This is a genomic window from Streptomyces sp. Root431, from assembly GCF_001426585.1.
Classification (GTDB): Bacteria; Actinomycetota; Actinomycetes; order Streptomycetales; family Streptomycetaceae; genus Streptomyces; species Streptomyces stackebrandtii.
The window spans coordinates 485,555-504,758 of the sequence record NZ_LMEI01000006.1; the positions used below are offsets into that span (position 1 = coordinate 485,555).

A 19,204-nucleotide genomic window follows, 5' to 3' on the forward strand; every position below is an offset into this window, starting at 1 on the left:
ACTCCGACGACCAACCGGACGGACCGCCCATGCTCTGTACGAGGCTGACGAACGCGCACATCCTCACGATGGACCCGGACCACCCCGTCGCCCACGACCTGGGGATCTGGCGCGGCCGGATCGTCGGCCTCGACGAGGCCGTGACCTCGCTGCCCGCCCGCGAGGTCGTCGACCTCCAGGGCGCCACCGTGCTGCCCGGCTTCATCGACAGCCACGTGCACCTCGCGTGGACCGGGCTGAAGGCGAACACCCCGAGCATCGCCCCGTGCGAGCGCGTCGAGGACGTGCTCGCCGTCATCGAGGAGGCCGCCGCCCGGAAGGCGCCCGGGGCCTGGGTGGACATCGCCGGATACGACCAGCGGGCCCTCGGCCGCCATCTCACCGCCGCCGAGCTCGACCGGGTCGCCCACGGGCGCAGGCTCTTCGTCATGCACGACTCCGGACACGCCTGCGTGGTCGACAGCGCCGTCCTGGAGCTCCTCCCGGCGGACGTCCCCCACCAGGACGGCTTCCTCGTCGAGAGCGCCATGGCCGCCGTGCGCCGTCTCCGGCTGCCGTACTCCCAGGAGGAACTCGCCGACGCCATCGAGCTCGCGGGCCGCGCCTGCCTCGCCGAGGGGATCACCGCCGTCGCCGAGGCGGGCATCGGCGGCGGACTCCTCGGCCACAGCCCGGTCGAGCTCGGCGCCTACCAACTCCTGCGCGACCAGGGACGACTGCCTCTGCGAGTCCAGGTCATGGCCGCCGGCGACACCCTGCGGCCGCGCGCCGCGCACCGCGACGACGGCATCCCCCGCGCCCTCGACCTGGGCCTGCGGACGGGCTTCGGCGACGACTGGCTGTCCCTCGGCGCGCTCAAGATCTACACGGACGGCGGGATGATGGCCCGTACGGCCGCCCTCACCGCCCCGTACGAGGGGATGTCCCACACCGGCCAGCTCCAGGACGACCCCGAACGGCTCACGCAGCTGATCGTGGACGGCCACCTCGCGGGCTGGCAGCTCGCCGTCCACGCCATCGGGGACCGGGCCGCCGACCTCGCCATCGAGGCCCTGGAGCGCGCCCAGGAGCTGCGGCCCCGCCCCGACGCCCGGCACCGCATCGAGCACGCCGGGCTGATCCGCCCCGACCAGCTGCCGCGCCTCGGGCGCCTGGGCGCCAGTGCCGTGGTCCAGCCCAACTTCCTGCGCTCCTTCGGTGACGACTACGCCGAGGTCATGGGGGAGACGCGGGCGCCGTGGATGTACCGGGGCCGGGGATTCCTCGACCACGGCGTCACGCTCGTCGGCAGCTCGGACCGCCCGGTCACGGACGGATCGCCGCTGCGGGCCGTCCAGTTCATGGTCGAGCGCGCCTCCCTCTCGGGTCGCCGGATCGGCCCCGACGAGGCCGTCACCGTGGACGAGGCCCTGCACGCCTACACCACCGCCGGCGCGTACGCCTGCCGCTGGGACGACACGGCGGGCAGCCTGAGCCCCCGCAAGCGCGCCGACCTCGTGGTCCTCGGCGACGACCCGCACCGCGTCGACCCGGCCCGGATCGGGGACATCGAGATCGTGGCGACGTACGTGGACGGCCGGCGCGCGGGGGAGGGGAAGCCCTGAGCCCTGGTCAGCCGGACACCCCCTGGGGGGCCGTCAGTTCGGCGACCTCGCGGAGCAGTCCCGCGCGGTCGATGGCGTCGCTCCCGGTCGCCGGTACGGTGCAGGCGTAGGCGCCGGCCACCGCGCCGTACAGCGCGCACCGGGCCGGGTCCTCGCCCGTCAGCCGGCCGAAGAGGAAGCCGGCGGCGAAGGCGTCGCCGGCGCCGTTGGAGTCGACCACCGGCGCGCGCGGCGTGACGGCCGGGACGTGGACGAGTCCGTCGGCGGTCAGCAGGTACGCGCCCTCGGCCCCGGCGGTGGCGACGACGGCCTCGGCCCTGCCCCGCTCCAGGATCCGGCGCATGGTCTTCTCCGGGTCCACCAGGGCCGTGGTGGACACGAAGACGACGTCGGAGCCGTAGGCGAACGGCTCGTGATACGGATTCTCGCCGTCCCAGTTGTGCAGGTCCGTGGAGACCGTGAGGCCCGCTTCGCGCAGCTGGGGCAGGGCGAAGGCACACGGGTAGGTGATCGAGACGTGGGCGTGGCGGCTCGCGGCGGCCAGGGAGCGGACCAGCTGCTCGGGCAGCCGGTCCGACTCCCGGGAGCGGCTGTCGTCGTAGAGCGAGAGCCGTCGGCCGTCGGGGCCGACGAGGTTGACGGCCCGCTTCGTCCCGCCGGGCAGGGGGACTTCGGTGAAGCCGATGCCCCGGTCGCGGTGGAAGGCGCGGACGAGGTCCCCCTGGGCGTCGTCGCCGATCATGTCGAGGTGGTGCGTCCGCAGGCCCAGGGCGGTCAGGCCGAGCGCGACGAAGTCGCCGGTCTGCCCGGCGCGGGTCTCGATGCCCGGTCGGATCATGTAGCTGTCGGCGTACGGCAGGGGGAGCTCGGGGACGTACACGATCGTGTCGACGCCCGCCCCTCCCAGGACGAGGACGTCGTACTCGCCGGCCATCGCTGTTCCTCTCGTCGTGCAATACCTTGCTGGAGTTTTCAGCAAGATATTGCACAGCGTCAGAGGTTGAGAAGACGCGCGGCGTTCTCCTTGAGGATCAGCGGCCGGACCTCGGGCTTGATGTCGAGGGCGTCGAAGTCGGCCAGCCAGCGGTCCGGGGTCACGACCGGGAAGTCCGAGCCGAACAGCACCTTGTGCCGGAGGAAGGAGCCCGCGGCCCTGACCAGTTGCGGAGGGAAGTACTTCGGCGACCAGCCCGACAGATCGATGTGGACGTTCGCCTTGTGGGTGGCGATGGAGATCGCCTCGTCCTGCCAGGGCACCGACGGGTGCGCCAGGATGATCGTCAGACCGGGGAAGTCGGCGGCGACGTCGTCCAGGAGCATCGGGTCCGAGTAGCGCAGCTTGATGCCGCGCCCGCCGGGCAGGCCCGCGCCGATCCCGGTCTGCCCCGTGTGGAACAGCGCGGGGACACCCAGCTCCTGGAGCGCCGCGTAGAGCGGGTAGTGCTCCCGCTCGTTCGGCGCGAAGGCCTGGAGGCTCGGGTGGAACTTGAAGCCGCGGACGCCGTGGTCGAGGACGAGCGCGCGGGCCCGCGCGACGGCGTCGGGCCGGTGCGGGTCGACCGAGCCGAACGGGACGAGTACGTCGGGGTGTTCGGCCGCGGCCGCGGCGATCTCCTCGCTGGACAGGGCCGGATGGCCGAGGCCCGTGGCGGCGTCCACGGTGAAGATCACGGCGGCCATCCGGCGCTCGCGGTAGTACGCCGCGAGGCGCTCGACGGTCGGGGTGCGGTCCTGGCCGGATCTGAAGTAGGCGGCCGAGGCGTCCATCAGCTCGGCGTCGAGCGCGAGCCGGCCGTGGGCGTCCTGCTCCACGTGCACGTGGAAGTCGATCGCGGTCAGATCGTCGGGGTTCAAAGGGATCACGGGACTCACGGGGCTCATCGGGATGCTCACAGGTGGTCGGTGCGGTTCTTGGCGTCGAGCAGGAGGGCGAGGAGCGCGTCGCGTTCGGCGACGAGCTCGGCCTCGGCGGTCCCGGCCAGCTCCTCCGCGACGCCTCGGGTGATCTCGCGCGCCAGCTCGGGCGTGAGGCGCGGTGCGCCCAGGTCGGCCCACCACTCCTCCATGGGCGGACCGAGATGCTCCAGTACGTGCGCGATGCCGCCCGCACCGCCCGAGAGGTGCTGGTTGAGGAACGGCCCGAGCAGCGCCCAGCGCAGACCGGGCCCGTGGGCGATGGCCGTGTCGATGTCGGCGACGCTCGCCGCGCCCCGCTCGACGAGGGAGTACGCCTCGCGCCACAGCGCCGCCTGGAGCCGGTTCGCGACGTGCCCGGGCAGCTCCCGGCGCAGCCGGATCGGCCGCCGGCCGAGGCCGCGGTAGAAGGCCATGGCCTCCTCGACCGCCGCCTCGCCCGTCCGTTCCCCCGGCACGACCTCGACCAGCGGGATGAGGTGCGGCGGGTTGAACGGGTGCCCGACGAGGACCCGTTCGGGATGGGCCGCGCAGGCGCGCTGGATCCGGGACGGCAGCAGCCCGGAGGAGCTGCTCGCCAGGACCGTCCCCGGTGGGGCGGCGGCGTCGAGGACGGCGAAGACCTCGTCCTTCGCCTCGGGCCGCTCGGGGCCGTTCTCCTGGACGAAGCCCGCGTCCGCGACGGCCCGCGCGAGGTCCTTCGTGAACGACAGCCGGGTCTGGTCGGCGGTGACGGCCGCCCGGAGCCGGGCCTCGGCGCCGGGCGCCGGGTCGGTCGCGACGACCTCGTGCCCGTACTCCAGGAAGAGGGTGGTCCAGGAGGCCCCGATGACCCCGGTCCCGACGACGGCGACCCTCATGAGGCGCTCCGACGGTCCGTGCCCATGTCCGTGCCCATGTCCGCGTCCGCGTCCGTGTCCGCGCCCGTGTCCGTGGCCGTCTTCGGGTCGGCGGCGCGCCCGACCGCGTACGCGACGAAGACGTCGAGCGAGCGGGGGTCGGCGAGGACGTCGGTGCTCGCGACGGACTCCGGGGCCGCCCCGAGGAGGATCCGCTTGACCGGCACCTCCAGCTTCTTGCCGGTGCGGTTGCGCGGGACGGCGGGCACCCGCTCGATGACGTCGGGGACGTGCCGGGGCGACAGCGCCGACCGCAGGGCCCGGGCGATGCCCGTGCGGAGGGCGTCGTCGAGCTCGGCGGGGCCCGCGACGAACAGCAGCAGTTCGCCGTTGCCGCCCTCGGGGTCCTCGATGTGGACGACGAGGCTGTCGTCGATCCCGGGCAGGTCCTCGACGACGGCGTAGAACTCCGCGGTGCCGAGCCGGACCCCGCCCCGGTTGAGGGTGGCGTCGGAGCGCCCGGCGACGACGCAATGGCCCTCGGGCGCGAACCGCACCCAGTCGCCGTGCCGCCACACCCCCGGGTACGCCTCGAAGTAGGCGGCCCGGTAGCGGGAGCCGTCGGTGTCGCCCCAGAAGCCGACGGGCATCGACGGCATCGGCTCGGTGATCACCAGCTCGCCCAGCTCCCCGACGACCCGCCTGCCTTCGCCGTCGTAGGCGTACGCGGCGACGCCGAGACAGGGGCCGGAGATCTCCCCGGCGCGCACGGTCTGGAGCGGGCCGCCCTGGAGGATGCCGGTGCACACGTCGGTGCCGCCGCAGCCGACGTTCAGGAGCACGCGGTCGCCGAACTGCTCGGCCACCCAGTGGAAGCCGTCGGCGGCGAGCGGGCTGCCCGCGGCGCCGAGCTGCCGCAGCCGCGACAGGTCGAACTCCTCGGCCGGCCGGACACCGGCCTTGCGGCAGGCCATCAGATAGCCGGGGCTGACGCCCATGAGCGTCGCCCCCGTCTCCGCGGCGATCCGCCACTGCTCCCGCAGCTCCGGGTGGACCGGGTTGCCGTCGATCATGACGATCGACGCGCGGACGAGCAGCGCCGAGACCAGGGTGTTCCACAGCATCCAGGCGGTCGTGCTGAACCAGAGCATCCGGTCGCCGGGCTTCAGGTCCCAGCTCAGCGCGTTGTTCTTCAGGTGCTCCAGGAGGATCCCGCCGTGACGGTGGACGATCGCCTTCGGGATGCCGGTGGTGCCGGAGGAGAACAGGACGAACAGCGGATGGTCGAACGGCACGGGCTCGAAGGACAGGGGCTCGACGGGCCCGGCACCGCCGGCCGGCTCCGCGAGCAGCCCGGCCCAGCCCAGTGCGTCGGGCAGCGCGTGCGGACCGTACGGGACGTGGACGACGTGCTCGACGGTCGGGAGCCCGGCGGCGATCTCCGCGACCTCGGTACGGCGGTCGACGTCCCGCTCCCCGTAGCGGTAGCCGGCGACGGCGAGCAGCACCTTCGGTTCGAGCTGGGCGAACCGGTCGACGACGCTGCGCGGCCCGAACTCCGGCGCGCAGGCCGCCCAGACGGCCCCGATGCTCGCCGTGGCGAGGAAGGCGACCAGCGTCTCGGGGATGTTGGGGAGGTACGCGACGACCCGGTCGCCCTTGCGGACGCCGAGGCGGAGCAGCCCGGCGCGGGCCCGGGCGACCTGCTCGCGGAGCTCGCCGAAGGTCAGCTCGACCGGCGCCCGGGTCTGGGAGTGGGCGACGACCGCGACGGCGGCGGCGTCCTCGGCGGACCCCTCCCGCCCGAGCGCGTGCTCGGCGTAGTTGAGCGTCGCGCCGGGGAACCACTCGGTGTCGGGCATGGACCTGCGGCCCAGGGTGGCGGTGGGCGGGGTGTGCGGACGGACGTCGAAGAACTCCCAGATCGACGACCAGAATCCGTCCAGGTCGGTCACGGACCACTGCCACAGGCCGTCGTAGTCCGGGAAGCTCAGCCCCCGCTCCGACTCCAGCCAGCGGAGGTAGCGGCCGATCTCCGACTCGTCCCTGACCCGGGGGCCCGGGGTGCTGAGGATCTCGCTCATCGGGCGACCTTTCCGGTGCGGCCGTCGAGGAACGCCCGCATCCTGGCCTGGGCGTCGTCGCTGCCGGCGGCGACGGCCGCCATGAGGGATTCGAGCAGGAGGCCGCCGGCGGGGGAGGCCTCGGCGATGCGGGGGAGTGCCTGGAGGACGGCGAAGTTGGTCAGCGGCGCGTTGGCCGCGATCCGCTCCGCGAGCTCCAGGGCCTTGGCGCGCGCCCCGCCCTCCTCGGTCAGATAGTGCGAGAGGCCGGCGGCCTGGCCCTCGGCGGCGTCGAGGACGCGGCCGGTGAGCATCATGTCCGCCATCCGGTGCGCGCCGATCAGCCGGGGGATCCGGACCGAGCCGCCCCCGCCGACGAACAGGCCGCGCTGCCCCTCCGGCAGCGCGTAGAACGCGGACGGCTCGGCCACCCGGAGGTGCGCGGCGGCCGCCAGCTCCAGGCCGCCGCCGATGACCGCGCCCTTCAGCGCGGCGACCACGGGGACCCGCCCGCCCTCGATGGTGTCGAAGACGCGGTGCCACATGAGCGAGTGCTCCAGCGCCTCCTCGGTGGACCGCTCGGTCAGCTCGCCGAGGTCGAGCCCGGCGGAGAAGTGGTCGCCCTCGGCGGCCAGGACGACGGCCCGTACGCCGGGGCCCGGCGTACGGAAGAACGCCTCGACGGCCAGCACCGTGGCGTCGTCGAGGGCGTTGCGCTTGGCCGGCCGGCAGAGCGTCAGGACCGCCACTGCGTCGTGGCGGTCGATCGACAGCGTGCTCAAGAAGGACTCCTCCATCATCAGGAATCCTGAGTATCGGAGGGTGTCCCACCGCCGGGCAAGGGGGTTGCGCTAGAATTTTCGACAGGATTCCTGATGATGGATCGCTGGTGACGGCGAGAAGGGGAGGGGATGTGACGGACACCGCTCCGCCGTCTCTGCTGTACTCGGTGAAACAGGTCGAGCTGGCCACCCGGGCCCGGCTGGACGAGCTCCTCAGGCCCTCGGGCGTCACCGCCCTCCAGTACACGGCGCTGACCGTGCTCGAACGCCGGGACGGCATGTCCTCGGCGGAGCTCGCCCGCAACTCCTTCGTCACGCCCCAGTCGATGTCCGACCTGGTCGGCGCCCTGGAACGGCGGGGGCTGATCACCCGGTCCCCGGACCCGGCGAGCCGACGGCGCCACGTCATCAGCCTCACCGACGAGGGCCGCGCCCTGCTCGCCCTCCACGCACCGGCCGTCCAGCACCTGGAGGACGCGATGCTCGCGGGCTTCACGGCCCGCGAGCGCGCCGCCTTCCGCGACTTCCTCAACCGCGCCCGCGCGGCGCTCGGCTGACACCGGGGCGCCGCACGGGGGCGGGACCGTAGGGGCAGGCCGTCACAGTTCGGCTTCGGGCTCCGTGTCGCTGTCGTCCGCCACGGGCTCCTGGTTCAGGGTCGTCGCGATGAACGCCCTGATCGCGTTCTCCACCTTCTTCTGCAGGTAGCCGAACTCGTCCTCCGTGATCGTTCCCCGTTGTGCGTCCATGATCTGCCGATGGACCACCTGCCGGGCCGTCGAATTCGGCTCCACGACGCTGATCTGATAGCTGATCCACTCCGCCTGGAGAGGGAGCGAGCGTGCCGGATCCTGCTCGGGCGCGTGTCGGAGCGTCGCCTTCACGTCCAGCTCGATCGCCAGTCCCTCGTTGGCGAGTTGGGCGCGATAGCGGCGCAGGCCCGTCTCCATCGCCAATTGCTCCGTGTTCACGGCGTTCGTGCCGATCACGAGGTTCGCGGGCACGCTCGGGCCGTTGTCGCCGTCCCCGATCAGATGGCACCACTCGTACTTGGCCAGGGTTCCAGGGCTGCCGCCCGCGGCGCCGTTGGGGGCCATCCACTGGTGCGCCTGCGTCCCGCCCATAGCCGTGGCCGTGCTCCGCCCCGCGGTCCTCCGGTCGTCGCTCGGAGGGATGGAGTTCGCCGTCTGCTGCCGCACCGAAGCAGGGTTGGACAGGAGCTTCCCGAAGTATTCGGCATCGAATTCCTGCGCCGTCTTGAAATCGCGCTCGTCGTCCAGGAAGCGGGTGTCCCTCAGGCCCGTCTCCACGTAGAAGATGAACGGCTGATCCGATGATGTCGGCAGTGCCTCGAACGCCGGGCCCGGGTTGTCGTCCCGATTATTCGTGTCCATGTCGTGCTCGGCTATGAAGTCGTCCGGGCTCCCGAGCAGGGGGTTGATCCAGAATTCGAGATTGAGGCCCCACCGGTGATCGTAGAGGTAGGCCCTGCCCTGCGAGCCCCTGCCGCCGGAACGGGCGCTTTGACTGAGCACCTCGAACGGCCCGTTGACGTTGATGCTCGTCGGTGAGTTGAGGTCGTTGATCAGCTGGATCTTGTAGATGAAGTAATCGGAGTGGTAGAAGGCCGGGAACGTCCCGTGAAGGGCGCCCCTCCGCGTTCTCACGTCGACGTCCACCCAGCGCTCGCGCTCCAGGAGGGTCGCGCCGTGGTGGTTGAGATGAGCCCGCGCGTTCAGGGCGAAGTCGGGCTTGGTCGCCGTGATGCCTCCCGCCGCCCCCTCGCTGAGGGACGGGATGATCATGAGGTCCAGGGAGTTCAACTGGTCGGCCTGCGCCTCCCGCACCACCGTGGCGGCGGCCGGCCGGGTCCCCCTGAGGGGCTGACTGAAGGAGAAGGAGCCGCCGAAGGAGGAGAAGGAACTGCTGCTGTCCTGGGACTGGGAGAAGTCCTGGGACTGCGAGAAGCCCTGGGACGGGAACATGAACTGGGACGGCGTCGGGGTGCTCGAACCCTGGCTCGACTGTCCGTAGGCGATCGTCTGCTGCGAGTCCGAGTCCATGTGGACGTCGCCGTCGGTGTCGAGGCTCATGGTGTTCCCGGTGTTCCCGGGCCACGGCATCATCCGCTGGACGACGCCGGTCTGCCCGGAGTCCGGTCCGGCGTCGGGCACCTCGTCGGCCCGGGGCGCGGGGGTGGCGCCCATCACGCGCCGCGCGTTCTGCTCCGCCTCGCGCTCGAACCGGTCGGACGGGTCGCTGACCTTCAGTCCGTCGCCGTTGTCCGTGCCCGCGACGGGTCCCTGCCGCTGCTGGATGACATGGGTCAACTCATGGGCGAGGGTGTGCCTGTCCGCGCCGCCGTCGCCGATGACGACATGGCTGCCGCTGGTGTAGGCGCGGGCGCCGACCTCGGCGGCCGAGGCCCTGGCGGCGCTGTCGTCGTGGATGCGGACGTCGGAGAAGTCGGCCCCGAGGCGCGCCTCCATGTCGGCCCGGGTGGCGTCGTCCAGCGGGGTCCCGCTGCCGCGCAGCACGTCGTGGACGGTCGAGCGCTGCACCTGAGGCTGTCCGGCCGTCCCGTGACCGCAACCTGCGCCGTGCTGGTGCTGCTCCGCCGCCCAGGAGTGGCCGGCCTGGCGCAGCATCTGCACGACGGCGGCGTTGCCCGCGCGGCCCTGGAGGGCGAGCAGACCCAGAGGGGTGCCGCCGCCGGGGGCCGGGGTCCTGGCCTGGGTCCGGTCGACCTGTTCGCCGTCGGGGCCTCGGGTCTGTTCGCTGGCGCGCATCGGGTCCTCTCGCGGGCGGCGCGATGGGACGGGCCCGGACACGCGCTTGCGGCGTGCCCGGGCCGGATACGCCGAAAACCCGGCGCGTACACGCCCTTCGCCTCACGGGAGAGTCTTCCGAGGGCCGCCAACGTTCGGCTAACGCGACGTCAGCGGCCCGCCGGGGACGTCAGCTGTCGGACAGGTCCCGGTCGACGGGCTCGACCACGAAGACCGGGATCTCGCGGTCCGTCTTCCGTTGGTAGTCCGCGTAGTCGGCGAAGGCCTCGACGGCCCGCTCCCACCACGCCTGCCGCTCCTCGCCCGTGACGAGACGGGCCTTCATGTCCCAGACCCGCGGGCCGTCACGCAGCTCGACCAGGGGCGTGGCGACCAGGTTGTGGTACCAGACGGGGTGCTTGACCGCCCCGCCGTTGGACGCCACCAGCGCGTACGCGCCCTCGTGCTCGACGCGCATCAGCGGCGTCTTGCGGATCTTGCCGCTCCGCGCGCCGAGGTTCGTCACCAGGACCACGGGCAGGCCGCGCATCGTGGTGCCCTTGGTGCCGCCGGACGACTCGTAGAGCTCGACCTGGTCGCGCACCCACGTCGACGTGCTCGGCTCGTACTCACCTTCGAGGGGCATGGCTGTCCTTTCGTTCGTGTCGCCTGCGCCGGCATCCGGACACCGGCGCCGCTCGCCCCCCGACGCTAGCCGACGTCCGGTCGCCCGTGCCCGCTCTGGAGGGGGTGCGGCGCGGGGTCCCCCGGCAGGCGTTCCAGAGCCGCGGCGACGTCCGTGCGGCGGGCGGCCTCCGTGAGCGCCCGGGCCATGACCGAGACCGGGTCCCGGGCCACCGTCACCAGGCCGACCGGCACCGTCCGCGTGGGCTCGACCAGCGGCACCGCCCGCATCCCGTACGGCACGCCGAAGACGTGCAGCCAGGTGTGCGGTACGACGCTCGCCCACCGGCCGGTGCGGACGTGGGCGAAGAGGGCGGCCACCGCATCGGTCTCCACCCGCGGCGAGGGCCGCACCCCGACCTCCGCGAACACCTCGTCGAGCACCTGACGCCCCTGCATCGCCTCGGTCAGCAGGCACAGCGGCAGCCGTGCGGCCTCCGCCCAGGTCGCCGTCATCCGGTGGACGAGGCCGTCGGCGGCGTCCGTCAGCAGCACGTACCGCTCCTCGTACAGCGGGACCGACCGGAAGCCCTCGGTGAGATCCTCGCGGAGGTACGTGATCCCGGCGTCGATCTCGAAGCTCCGCAGCTGCCGCAGCACGTCCTCCGAGGAGAGGTCCGCCCGCACCTCCACCGTGACCAGTGGATGCGCCAGACAGAACGGGGCGGTCACCTGGGCGACCGCCCCGGACGCCGTCGGCACCGCGCCGATCCGGATCCTGCCGCCGAGCCCGTCGCGCAGGGCGCCGACCTCGCTCGTGAGGGCGTCGCGGTCGGCGAGGATCCGCCGTGCCCACACCACGATCCGCTCGCCCTCGGGCGTGAGGCCCTCGTACGCACGGCCGCGCAGGACCAGCGGGACGTCCAGCTCCTCCTCCAGCTTCCGGACGGCCTCGGAGAGCGCCGGCTGGGAGACGTGGCAGGCCTGGGCGGCGCGGGCGAAGTGACGCTCCCTGGAGAGGGCCACCAGATATTCGAGTTGGCGGAAGAGCACCTCACCGGTCTACCCGACCGCCCGCCGGAATACCCGTCGCCCCTCGGCCGATCGGCTCGTGACGTGCCCCGGAGCGCCGATAGGCGCCGCCGATGACGTCATCGAGAAAGCCTCTTTGACTTCCCGATGGAATGCGCCGAAGGTGATCGGCGGGTGAATGTTCCGGTTTCGGCGGCCATCGGGAATGGCGATGAATTCCGGCTCGGCCATCGGCGGCTTTCGCACGAGAACAGGGCCTGAGGAGAAGGGGAGCCGGATGTACCAAATGCGTCAATGGATCGCTGCGGCCGAGGCGGAATTGAACAGGGATTTCACGCTCGAACGACTGCTCGATCTGATGGCCGCGCCGGGGCCGACCGCCGAGCCCGGTCCGGAGGACGCCGAGCCCGGTCCGGCTGCCGAGCCCTTTCCGAACGCCCAGCCCCGCCCGTCCGCCGAGCCCGCTCCGACGCATCACGCCCTGGCGTGGGAGCAGGCCCGCGCCCGCGCGCGGGACAGCGCCGGGCAGCCGCTGCCCCTCGTGACCCGCGACCTCGACGCGGCCCTCGGCCACGCCCTCGCCGCATCTCTGACGGCCCTGACGGGCCCGACGGCTCTGACAAGCCAGACCGACGTGCCACCGGCCGGATCCGTCCCCGCTCCTCCCCGCCGCCAGGAAGGTCGTACGGGCGAGGTGCTGCTTCCCGCCGGGACGGTCGTCACCCCGGTCGTCCTCGGTCTCGCGGCCGCCGCCGGTCACGACCGGCTCGCCGTGCATCGCCGCCCCTGCGTGGAACTCCTCCTCCTCGACGAGGAGTTGCCGCGGTCCGGCCCGGCCCGCGCCCATCGCGCCCCCGACGTCATCGGACCGCTCCTCCACCCGTGGCTGACCCGCCACGGTGCGGAGGTGATCGGCCGCCGCCGCGTCCAGGAAGACACCGCGCGGGTGCGGGATGCCCTGCGCGACTCCACCGCCGACGTCGTCGTCGCGGCCGGCGGTACGGCCGCCGGGCCCACGGACCCGCTGCGCACCGCCCTCGGCGGGTCCGGTGCGCGGCTCCTCGTCGACTCCGTCGCCGTACGGCCCGGACACCCCATGCTGCTCGCCGAGTTGCCGCCGTTCCCCGACGGCCGCCCCCGCCTCCTCGTCGGTCTGCCCGGCGACCCGCAGGCCGCCGTCGCCGGCGCGGTCACCCTCGCCGTACCCCTGCTGCGCCGCCTCGGCGGCCACGCGGACCCCGAGCCGTACCGGATGTCCGCCGCCGTGGACCTGCCCGGGCACCCGCACGACACCCGGCTGCTCCCGGTCCGGCGCGCGGCCCACGGGGTCGCCCCGCTCGCGTGCGACGGACCGGCGAAGCTGCTCGGTCTCGCGGTCGCCGACGGCCTCGCGGTCGTCCCGCCCGGCGGCGCACCGGCCGGAACCGACGTCGAGGTGCTGGAAGTACCGGGACCGTGACGTCCGGAAGAGTGCGCCGGACGGCGGCTCGTGCGCGGAGCGCCCTCTCCCCGCGTGGGGCGCTCGCCCTGCAGAGCGTGGACGGCGCCCTGTCCTTCGCGCTGCGGGCCGCCCTCGCGATGGCGCTGCCCGCCCTGCCGATGGCCCTGGCGGGGCGGGCGGACCAGGCCGTCTACGCGATGCTCGGCTCCTTCACCACCACCTTCGGCCGCAACCTGCCGTACGCGCGGCGCGCCCGCGTGCTCGCCGTCGTCGCCGTGGCCATGACCGCCTGCGTGGGCGGCGGCTCGGCGCTCGCCGCGTGGGCCGATCCGACGGCCGGGGGAGCGGGCGCCGCCGTGGTGGTCGTTGCGACGGCCGTCGTGGCCGGGCTCGCCAAGTTCGCCTGCGACGCGGCACGCCTCACCGGCCTCGGCGCGGTCCTGTTGCTTTTCTCCTTCGCCGTGGCGGCCAACGGCTCCTCGACGCCGGCCGACGTCCTGCCCCACACCGCCCTGGCCGCGACGGGCGCGGCCGTGGCCTGGGTGCTCGCCGTCGCCGGCCGGTTCGTCCATCCGGACCGGCCGCAGCGCCTCGCCGTGGCCGCGGCGCTCCGCGAGCTCGCGGACCTCCTCGACGTCCAGGAGGCCACCGGCGCGGCGTACGGCAGGGGGCTTCCCCGGCATCGCGCGACCGCCGCCGTCCTCCAGGCGTACCGGACGCTGGGGCTCGTGCCACCGACCGCCGCCGGAGCCGCACGCGGAGACCGCGGCGGCACCTGCGTGCGTCTCGCCGACCTCGCCTGGTCGCTGCTCATGGACCGCGCCCGCCGTCCGTCCGACGACCCCACCGGCCTGGCCCGCGTCCTCCGCGCCCAGGTCCGCCTGCTCGTGAGCCGTCGGCTGCGGGCCCCGCGGCTCCTGCCCGAACTCGCGCTCCTGTCCGCCCTGGCGAAGGACGACACCGCGCCCGGCCCGGCCTCGCCCGACCCGACCACGCGCCGCGCCGCCGAACTCCGGGCCGCGGAACTCCTGACGGGCCGCCCGAACTCCGCGACGCACGCCGCGGTCCTGCTCGTCCCCGCCCTGCGCATGGTCCTCGGCACCGGACTCGCGGGCGGCGCCGCCCTGCTGCTCGGCCTCGGCCACGGCTACTGGGCGGCCGTGTCCGCCGCCGCCGTCCTGCACTCGATCAACGTCCGTACGGCGACCCAGCGCGCCGTCCAGCGCACCCTCGGCACGGTCGTCGGTCTGGCGCTCGCCCTCGGCGTGCTCGCCGCGGGCCCCGAGCCCGTGGTGCTGGTCCTGGTGATCGTGCTCCTGGAGTTCCTGCTCGAATACGTGGTCGCCCGGAACTACGGCCTCGGTGTCGTCTTCCTGACCCCGCTCGCCCTGCTGCTCACGGACCTGGCCGCCGCCTCGCCGGCCGGGGCGCTCGTCCAGGACCGGGCGCTGGGCAGCGTCCTCGGGATGGGCATCGCCCTGCTCTGCGCGCTGCTCGTCGTCCACGACCGGGCGGCGGTCCGGGCGCAGCGCGCGCTCGCCGCGTGCACGGCGGCGGCCGACGCGGCGGCACGCGCCCTGGCCGACGGGGCGGAGGGCGCGTACCCGCTCGTGCAGACGCGGCTCGCGGCGGCCGTCGTGGAGCTGCGCGAGGCCGACGACGCCGCGGCGGGCGAGCTCTGGCCCGCCGAGATGGACCCCACCGAACTGGCCGCCGCCGAGCAGCGCGCGTACCGGCTCCTGGAGCGGCTCGTCAGGCCGCCGGGCCGATCGTGACCTTGAGGTGCTTCATGATCGGCTGGTCGCTCTGGGTGCTGTAGTCGCTCAGCGCGCACAGCACGTTCATCTCCGGCATGTAGCCGGCGGCGCAACCCCGGGGGATGTCGTACGGGACCGCGAGGTAGCCGCGCAGGAACCGCCGGCTGCCGTCCTTCGCGGTGCTCGTGATGTCGACGGGCCCGAGGTCGGGGATGCCGCGCTCGCGCATGTCGGCCCGGTTCATGAAGACGAGCGTGCGGAGGTTCTTGACGCCCCGGTAGCGGTCGTTGTCGGAGTAGATCGTGGTGTTCCACTGGTCGTGGGACCGCATCGTGCCGAGCGCCAGGGTGCCGGGGGCGGGGACGACGTCCGGCAGGGCCGCCGAGGAGAACTCGGCGCGCCCGGACGGCGTGAGGAAGACCAGTTCCCGGGCGGGCTGCTTGATGCGGAAGCCGAGCGGCAGCCGGACGCGCCGGTTGAAGTCCTCGAAGCCGTCGAGGGCCCGGGCCATGGTGTCGCGGATGCGGTCGTAGTCCTCGATGTACCACTCCCACGGCGTCGCGCTGCCGGGCAGCGCCGCGCGCGCCATGCCCGCGACGATGGCCGGCTCGGAGAGCAGGTGCGGCGACGCGGGGCGCTTCATGCCGACGGACAGGTGGACCATGCTCATCGAGTCCTCGACGGAGGTGCTCTGGATCCCCTTGCGCTGGTGGTCCTTCTCGGTCCGGCCGAGGCACGGCAGGATCAGGGCCCGGCGGCCGTGGACGACGTGGCTGCGGTTCAGCTTGGTGCTCACCTGCACGGTCAGGTCGCAGTTCGCGAGCGCCGCGTAGGTGTACGGGGTGTCCGGCGCCGCCAGGGCGAAGTTGCCGCCCATGCCGACGAACACCGTGACGTCGCCGTCGTGCATGGCCGTGATCGTCCGGACGGTGTCCAGGCCGTGCTCGCGGGGCGGTTCGATCCCGCAGACCTCGGAGAGGCGGTCGAGGAAGGCCTCGCTCGGGCGGTGGTCGATGCCGCAGGTGCGGTTGCCCTGGACGTTGCTGTGGCCGCGGACGGGGGAGGGGCCCGCGCCCTCGCGGCCCAGATTGCCGCGCAGCAGCAGGACGTTGACGATCTCCCGGACCGTGTCGACGCCGTGCTCGTGCTGGGTGACGCCCAGACACCAGCTGACGATGGACCGGTCGGCCTCCCCGTACACGCGCGCCGCCGCGAGGATGTCCGCGCGGCTCAGCCCGGACTGCCTCTCCAGCTGCTCCCACGACGTCGCCTCGCACACCGCGCGGTACTCGTCGAAGCCGGCCGTGTGCCGCTCGATGAACTCCCGGTCCAGCGCCTTGGGGTCGGTCTCCGACTGCTCCAGGATCGCCTTGGCCATGCCGCGCAGCAGCGCCATGTCGCCGCCGATGCGCGGCTGGAGGTTCAGGGTGCTCGTCTTCGTCGTCTTGAAGAGGGCCATGTCGAGGAAGTCGTGGGGCACGATCGTGCGGGTCGCGGCCGCCTCGACCAGTGGATTGACGTGCACGATCTGCGCGCCGCGGTGGTGCGCCTCCGCGAGGGCGGTGAGCATCCGGGGCGCGTTGGAGGCGGCGTTGACGCCCAGGATGAACAGCGCGTCGGCGGACTCCCAGTCCTTCAGATCGACGGTCCCCTTGCCCGTGCCCAGCGAGGCCTGGAGGGCGCGGCCGCTGGCCTCGTGGCACATGTTGGAGCAGTCCGGCAGGTTGTTCGTGCCCAGTTCGCGGGCCATCAGCTGGTAGAGGAACGTCGCCTCGTTGCCGAGCCGGCCGGAGGTGTAGAAGGCCGCCCGGTGGGGGCTGTCCAGCTCCCGCAGGGTGCGCCCGACCACATCGAAGGCGTCCTTCCAGCTGATCGGCACGTAGTGGTCCGTGTCCGGGTCGTAGACCATCGGCTCGGTCAGCCGGCCCTGGTTCTCCAGGTCGTAGTCGCTCCACCCGGCAAGCTCGGTCACCGAGTGCGCGGCGAAGAACTCGCGCCCGACCCGCTTCCTCGTCATCTCCCACGTGACGTGCTTGATGCCGTTCTCGCAGATGTCGAGGTGCAGGCCCTTGGTGTCGTCAGGCCACGCGCAGCCGGGGCAGTCGAACCCGGTGTTCTCGTGGTTCATCTTCATGATCGCGCGGGGGCCGTCCACGAGGGCGCCCTCGGCGAGGAGGAAGCGGGTCACGCTCTTGGCCGCGCCCCAGCCCGCCGCGGGGTGGTGGTACGGGTGGAACTCCGGTTCGCCCTCGGGAGTGGGCCCCACACGGGCCTCCGGCCGTTCCGGGTGCCGGGGACGTTCCTGGTCGGTGTTGTCGGCGCTGTCGGCGTTCACGACTCTCAACCCTTCCGGCCTTCGGGCACGGGGAGGCGATACGGCTCTCTTCGGCAGGCTAGGTCCGGTGGTGGGCGCCTGCCACTCGGCCCCGGGAGGCCCCGCGCGCCTCGGCCGGCCGGGCGGGGCCCCACCCGCGCCTCCGTCCGGCCGGGCGGTCCCGTCCGTACGCGGATACGCTGGCGCCGCCCCAATGATCTGTTTTGCAACTGTTTGTCTTGTTCGACGGGAGTCCCATGGTCGTCGCGCAGTCCGTCCTCACGCCCACCTCCCCGACGGCCGTCTTCGTGGTGGCCACCGTGTCCCCCGGTGGGGAGACGGCCGTACGGGAGGTGCTCCAGGACCTGGCCGGGCTGACCCGTTCGGTGGGGTTCCGGTCCCCGGAGTCCGCCCTCCGCTGCGTCGTCGGCGTGGGCTCGGACGCCTGGGACCGGCTCGTCGGCGGCCCGCGCCCGCGCGACCTGCACCCCTTCCCGCCCCTGCGTGGCCCCCGCCACCGTGCCCCGGCCACCCCCGGTGACCTGCTGTTCCATCTCCGCGCCCGGCGCATGGACCTCTGCTTCGAACTGGCCCGGCTGATCCTGGACCGGCTGGGCGGCGCGGTGACGGTCGTCGACGAGGTCCACGGCTTCACGTACTTCGACGAGCGCGACCTGCTCGGCTTCGTCGACGGCAGCGAGAACCCCTCCGGCGAGGCCGCCGCCGACGCGGTCCGCATCGGCGACGAGGACCCGGACTTCCGGGGCGGAAGCTATGTCGTCGTGCAGAAGTACCTGCACGACATGACGGCCTGGGAGTCCCTCACCGTCGAGGAGCAGGAACGCGTCATCGGCCGCACCAAGCAGGCCAACGTCGAACTGCCCGACGGCGTCAAGCCCGCCGACTCGCACGTCGCGCTCAACACGGTCGTCGACGACGACGGCGCCGAGCAGCAGATCCTGCGCCAGAACATGCCGTTCGGCCAGGTCGGCAGCGGCGAGATGGGCACCTACTTCATCGGCTACGCCCGCACGCCCGCCGTCACCGAGCGGATGCTGCGCAACATGTTCCTCGGAGATCCCCCGGGCAACACCGACCGCATCCTCGACTTCTCCCGCGCCGTCACCGGCTGCCTCTTCTTCGTGCCGAGCGCCGACCTGCTCGACGACCTCCCCGCCGCCCCGTCCGCGGCCGCCGCGAGCCCCGGGGACTCCCTGGGCATCGGCAGCCTGAAAGGAGCCCCCGCGTCATGACGACTCCCGACGTGACGAACAACCTGCACCGGGAACTCGCCCCGATCACCCCCGCGGCCTGGGCGGAGATCGAGGAGGAGGCCCGCCGTACCTTCCGCCGGCACGTCGCCGGCCGCCGCGTCGTCGACGTACCGGACCCGGCCGGCCCCGGGCTCGCCGCCGTCGGTGTCGGCCACCTGACCGACATCCACCCGCCCGCGCCCGGCGTCTCGGCGCGGTTGCGCGAGGCGAGGCCGATCGTCGAACTGCGGGTGCCGTTCTCCGTCTCCCGGGCCGCCGTGGACGACGTCGAGCGCGGGTCCAAGGACTCCGACTGGCAGCCCGTCAAGGACGCGGCGCGCACGATGGCGTACGTCGAGGACCGCACGATCTTCGACGGGTACGGCGCCGCCGGTGTCGACGGACTGCGCTCCCGCTCCTCCCACCCGGTGCTGCGGTTGCCCACCGAGGCGCGAGAGTACCCCGACGCCGTCAGCCGGGCGCTGACGCAGCTGCGGCTCGTCGGCGTCGACGGGCCGTACGCGCTGCTGCTCGGCGCCGACGAGTACCGGGCGGTCAGCGAGACCTCCGACCACGGGTACCCGATCGCCGCCCATCTGGGCCGGATGCTCGACGGCTCGCCGATCTGGGCACCGGCCCTCAGCGGCGGCTTCGTCGTCTCCACCCGGGGCGGCGACTTCGAGCTGCTGCTCGGCCAGGACGTGGCGATCGGCTACACGGGTCACGACGCGACCACCATCGACCTGTACTTCCACGAGACGCTGACGTTCCTCACGTACACGGACGAGGCCGTGGTCGTCCTGGAAGCCTGAC

The 19,204-nt window shown here is 73.2% G+C and carries 15 protein-coding genes; 6 read left to right on the forward strand and 9 right to left on the reverse strand.

Going from position 1 to position 19,204, the window contains the following annotated elements; all coding sequences use genetic code 11:
- Positions 1 to 29: 29 nt before the first annotated feature.
- On the forward strand, positions 30 to 1,604 hold the full coding sequence (locus tag ASC82_RS06585) for an amidohydrolase (protein ID WP_056642870.1): 1,575 nt from the start codon (positions 30 to 32) through the stop codon (positions 1,602 to 1,604).
- A 7-nt stretch (positions 1,605 to 1,611) separates the two neighbouring features.
- Here the strand turns inward: ASC82_RS06585 and ASC82_RS06590 are convergent, their stop codons facing one another.
- The 5 genes from ASC82_RS06590 to ASC82_RS06610 are packed head-to-tail and all read right to left on the reverse strand — an operon-like array spanning position 1,612 to position 7,202.
- The gene (locus ASC82_RS06590; RefSeq protein WP_056642873.1) at positions 1,612 to 2,538 is read right to left on the reverse strand and encodes an adenosine kinase; all 927 of its coding nucleotides are present in this window, start codon (positions 2,536 to 2,538) and stop codon (positions 1,612 to 1,614) included.
- A 59-nt stretch (positions 2,539 to 2,597) separates the two neighbouring features.
- A complete protein-coding gene (locus ASC82_RS06595; RefSeq protein ID WP_056642876.1) occupies positions 2,598 to 3,458 on the reverse strand; it encodes an amidohydrolase family protein in 861 nt (286 codons plus the stop codon).
- A 35-nt stretch (positions 3,459 to 3,493) separates the two neighbouring features.
- Complete coding sequence (locus ASC82_RS06600) at positions 3,494 to 4,378, reverse strand: 3-hydroxyacyl-CoA dehydrogenase NAD-binding domain-containing protein (RefSeq protein WP_056642879.1); 885 nt, start codon at positions 4,376 to 4,378, stop codon at positions 3,494 to 3,496.
- On the reverse strand, positions 4,375 to 6,441 hold the full coding sequence (locus ASC82_RS06605) for an acetoacetate--CoA ligase (protein WP_079039094.1): 2,067 nt from the start codon (positions 6,439 to 6,441) through the stop codon (positions 4,375 to 4,377). Before ASC82_RS06605 ends, ASC82_RS06600 begins: the two co-directional genes overlap by 4 nt.
- Positions 6,438 to 7,202, reverse strand: coding sequence for a crotonase/enoyl-CoA hydratase family protein (locus ASC82_RS06610; RefSeq protein WP_242427576.1), 765 nt, complete (start codon positions 7,200 to 7,202; stop codon positions 6,438 to 6,440). Before ASC82_RS06610 ends, ASC82_RS06605 begins: the two co-directional genes overlap by 4 nt.
- 131 nt (positions 7,203 to 7,333) lie before the next feature.
- Here ASC82_RS06610 and ASC82_RS06615 point away from each other — a divergent pair, with 131 nt between their 5' ends.
- Positions 7,334 to 7,759, forward strand: coding sequence for a MarR family transcriptional regulator (locus ASC82_RS06615; protein WP_056642883.1), 426 nt, complete (start codon positions 7,334 to 7,336; stop codon positions 7,757 to 7,759).
- 42 nt (positions 7,760 to 7,801) lie between these two features.
- Here the strand turns inward: ASC82_RS06615 and ASC82_RS30950 are convergent, their stop codons facing one another.
- From ASC82_RS30950 to ASC82_RS06630, 3 genes are all read right to left on the reverse strand, one after another.
- The gene (locus ASC82_RS30950; protein ID WP_242427577.1) at positions 7,802 to 9,991 is read right to left on the reverse strand and encodes a DUF4157 domain-containing protein; all 2,190 of its coding nucleotides are present in this window, start codon (positions 9,989 to 9,991) and stop codon (positions 7,802 to 7,804) included.
- Between the two features lie 169 nt (positions 9,992 to 10,160).
- A complete protein-coding gene (locus ASC82_RS06625) occupies positions 10,161 to 10,616 on the reverse strand; it encodes a nitroreductase family deazaflavin-dependent oxidoreductase (protein WP_056642887.1) in 456 nt (151 codons plus the stop codon).
- 65 nt (positions 10,617 to 10,681) lie between these two features.
- Complete coding sequence (locus ASC82_RS06630) at positions 10,682 to 11,647, reverse strand: LysR family transcriptional regulator (RefSeq protein WP_056642890.1); 966 nt, start codon at positions 11,645 to 11,647, stop codon at positions 10,682 to 10,684.
- A gap of 265 nt (positions 11,648 to 11,912) precedes the next feature.
- Between ASC82_RS06630 and ASC82_RS06635 the strand changes: the two genes are divergently transcribed.
- Both ASC82_RS06635 and ASC82_RS06640 read left to right on the forward strand, forming a co-directional pair.
- On the forward strand, positions 11,913 to 13,085 hold the full coding sequence (locus tag ASC82_RS06635) for a molybdopterin-binding protein (protein ID WP_242427578.1): 1,173 nt from the start codon (positions 11,913 to 11,915) through the stop codon (positions 13,083 to 13,085).
- A gap of 119 nt (positions 13,086 to 13,204) precedes the next feature.
- The gene (locus tag ASC82_RS06640) at positions 13,205 to 14,842 is read left to right on the forward strand and encodes an FUSC family protein (RefSeq protein WP_242427599.1); all 1,638 of its coding nucleotides are present in this window, start codon (positions 13,205 to 13,207) and stop codon (positions 14,840 to 14,842) included.
- On the opposite strand, the gene ASC82_RS06645 is transcribed toward ASC82_RS06640, so the two are convergent.
- A complete protein-coding gene (locus tag ASC82_RS06645; protein WP_056643408.1) occupies positions 14,820 to 17,090 on the reverse strand; it encodes an FdhF/YdeP family oxidoreductase in 2,271 nt (756 codons plus the stop codon). The genes ASC82_RS06640 and ASC82_RS06645 overlap by 23 nt on opposite strands.
- Before the next feature lie 305 nt (positions 17,091 to 17,395).
- Between ASC82_RS06645 and ASC82_RS06650 the strand changes: the two genes are divergently transcribed.
- Entirely contained in the window at positions 17,396 to 18,391 is a 996-nt protein-coding gene (locus tag ASC82_RS06650) for a Dyp-type peroxidase (protein ID WP_056642895.1), read from the forward strand.
- Positions 18,388 to 19,203 (forward strand): family 1 encapsulin nanocompartment shell protein, encoded by an 816-nt coding sequence (locus ASC82_RS06655; RefSeq protein WP_056642898.1) that lies wholly within the window; start codon positions 18,388 to 18,390, stop codon positions 19,201 to 19,203. The genes ASC82_RS06650 and ASC82_RS06655 overlap by 4 nt, the downstream gene beginning before the upstream one ends.
- Position 19,204 lies beyond the last annotated feature (1 nt).